Consider the following 2,844-nt stretch of genomic DNA (forward strand, 5'->3'; position numbering starts at 1 on the left):
CGGCTCGTCGCGGCGGGTCGGTTCGGGCTCTTGCGCGGGGTCGGGTGCTCTGCGTGCCACCGGCCCAGCCTACCGGCGCGGAACCGCGAGGCTCGCCGTGGGGCGTCACCGACGCCCACGGAGGCCGCCGGGCAAGTAGGGTGATGACACCCGCCACGCCAGCGCCGCCGTGCCGGACATGCCACCATCGTCACGACCACAGGAGCGCACCATGTTCACCTCCCCCGCGGACGTCCTCGCGTACATCAAGGATGAGGGGATCGAGTTCGTCGACGTCCGCTTCACCGACCTCCCCGGCATGCAGCACCACTTCAACGTGCCCGCCTCGAGCGTCGACGAGGACTTCTTCGTCACGGGCCAGCTCTTCGACGGCTCCTCGATCCGGGGCTTCGCCGGCATCGCCGAGTCCGACATGCAGCTCATCCCGGACGTCGCGACGGCCTTCGTGGACCCCTTCCGGGTCCGCAAGACCCTCACGATGAACTTCTCCATCGTGAACCCCCGCACCGGCGAGCCCTACCTGCGCGACCCGCGCGGCGTGGCCCAGCGCGCGGAGGCCTACCTGAGCTCCTCCGGCATCGCCGACACGGCGTTCTTCGCCCCCGAGGCCGAGTTCTTCATCTTCGAGGACGTCCGCTACGAGTCCTCCCCCCGCGGCTCGTTCTACGCCGTGGACTCGGACGAGGCCTGGTGGAACGCCTCCCGCGAGGACGAGGGCGGCAACCTGAGCCACAAGACCGGCCTCAAGGGCGGCTACTTCCCCGTCTCCCCCACGGACAAGCAGGCCGACCTGCGCGACGAGATCTGCTCGGTCCTGGCCGAGGTCGGCCTCGAGGTAGAGCGCTCCCACCACGAGGTGGGCGCCGCGGGCCAGGCGGAGATCAACTACCGCTTCAACACGCTGACCCACTCGGCGGACGACCTGCAGAAGTTCAAGTACGTCGTCAAGAACGTCGCCAACATGTTCGGCAAGTCCGCGACCTTCATGCCCAAGCCCGTCTTCGGCGACAACGGCTCCGGCATGCACTGCCACCAGTCCCTGTGGAACGGCGGCGAGCCGCTGTTCTTCGACGAGAAGGGCTACGCGAACCTCTCGGACACCGCCCGCTGGTACATCGGCGGCCTGCTGAAGCACGCCTCCGCGGTCCTGGCCTTCACCAACCCCACGGTGAACTCCTACCGCCGCCTGGTGCCGGGCTTCGAGGCCCCCGTGAACATGGTTTACTCGCAGGGCAACCGCTCGGCGGGCATCCGCATCCCGATCACCGGCTCCAACCCGAAGGCCAAGCGCATCGAGTTCCGCGCCCCGGACGCCTCGGGCAACCCGTACCTCGCGTTCGCCGCGCAGCTGATGGCCGGCCTGGACGGCATCCGCAACCGCATCGAGCCGGCCGAGCCGATCGACAAGGACCTCTACGAGCTGCCGGCCGAGGAGGCCGCCGACATCCAGAAGGCACCCGCCACCCTGGACGAGGCCCTGAACGCCCTCGAGGAGGACCACGAGTTCCTCCTGGCCGGCGACGTGTTCACCGAGGAGCTGATCGAGACCTGGATCGCGTACAAGCGCGAGATGGAGATCGCCCCGCTGGCCCTGCGCCCGAACCCCTACGAGTTCGAGCTGTACTACTCGGTCTGATCCGCCCGCCGCGGCCCCGACGACGGCCGTTCGTCTCCCACGCCGGAGGCGGGCGGCCGTCGTCGTGCCCGGCCGCGGAATAGTCCGGGGCCGGTGGGCGCTGGATCTGTGGAGACCTCCGCCCGGCCGGGCGGCCCGCAGACCAGGAGCACCATGACCGAGCACACCGCCCCCACCCCCCTGCCGCTGTCCCTGCTGGACCTCGCCCTCGTCCGCGACGGCGCCCCGATGGGCGAAGCCTTCGCCGAATCCGTGGAGCAGGCCCGCGTCGCCGAGGCCGCCGGCTTCCGGCGCGTCTGGTACGCGGAGCACCACAACATGCCCTCCATCGCCTCCTCCGCCACGGCCGTACTCATCGCGCACGTGGCCGCGCACACCGACTCGATCCGCCTCGGCTCCGGCGGCGTCATGCTGCCCAACCACTCGCCGCTGGTGATCGCCGAGCAGTTCGGCACCCTGGCCGAGCTGCACCCCGGCCGCATCGACCTGGGCCTGGGTCGCGCCCCCGGCACCGACCAGCGGACGCTGCAGGCGCTGCGCCGGGATCCGTCGGCGGCCGAGCGCTTCCCGCAGGACGTGCTCGAGCTGCAGGGCTACCTCACCGGCCAGAGCCTGATCCCCGGCATCGACGCCTACCCCGGCAAGGGCACCAACGTCCCGCTGTACATCCTCGGCTCCTCGGCGTTCGGCGCCCAGCTGGCCGCGCAGCTCGGCCTGGGCTACGCGTTCGCGAGCCACTTCGCACCGCAGATGCTCGAGCATGCGGCGCGCCTGTACCGGGAGCACTTCGAGCCCTCCGAGGCCCTCGCGGAGCCGCACTTCATCGCGGCGGCCAACGTGATCGCCGCGGACACCGAGGAGGTGGCCGAGCGGGAGTGGCAGGCCGCGCAGCGGGCGCGCATCCGGATGATGCTCGGCCGGGGCCGCACCCTCACCGACGACGAGGTCGAGATGCTGCTGCACTCCCCCGCCGGTCAGCAGGTGCTCGGGATGCTCGAGTGCACGGCCGTGGGCACCGGCCCGACGACGGCGGCGTGGCTGCACGACTTCGCGGCGCGGGTCCAGGCGGACGAGCTGATCATCACGACGGCGGCCCAGGACGCCGGCGTGCGGCGACGCACCCTGGAGCTGCTCGGGGAGCACGTCGTGCGCGCCTGAGCCGGCGCTCGCGACACCGGAGCACGGCCGGCCCGCCACCCCGTCGAGGT

The 2,844-nt window shown here is 71.3% G+C and carries 2 protein-coding genes; both read left to right on the top strand.

What is annotated here, in order from left to right; all coding sequences use genetic code 11:
* Positions 1-211 precede the first annotated feature (211 nt).
* The gene (gene glnA / locus HMPREF3105_RS07290; protein WP_036314201.1) at positions 212-1,636 is read left to right on the top strand and encodes a type I glutamate--ammonia ligase; all 1,425 of its coding nucleotides are present in this window, start codon (positions 212-214) and stop codon (positions 1,634-1,636) included.
* A 153-nt stretch (positions 1,637-1,789) separates the two neighbouring features.
* Entirely contained in the window at positions 1,790-2,794 is a 1,005-nt protein-coding gene (locus HMPREF3105_RS07295) for an LLM class flavin-dependent oxidoreductase (RefSeq protein ID WP_036314199.1), read from the top strand.
* Positions 2,795-2,844 lie beyond the last annotated feature (50 nt).

Source organism: Micrococcus sp. HMSC31B01, from assembly GCF_001816085.1.
GTDB classification, from domain to species: domain Bacteria; phylum Actinomycetota; class Actinomycetes; order Actinomycetales; family Micrococcaceae; genus Micrococcus; species Micrococcus luteus.

Bases quoted from the DNA above. Each gene is read 5' to 3' on its own strand.
- HMPREF3105_RS07295 (WP_036314199.1), top strand. From the start codon at position 1,790: ATGACCGAGCACACCGCCCCCACCCCCCTGCCGCTGTCCCTGCTGGAC.
- glnA (WP_036314201.1), top strand. From the start codon at position 212: ATGTTCACCTCCCCCGCGGACGTCCTCGCGTACATCAAGGATGAGGGG.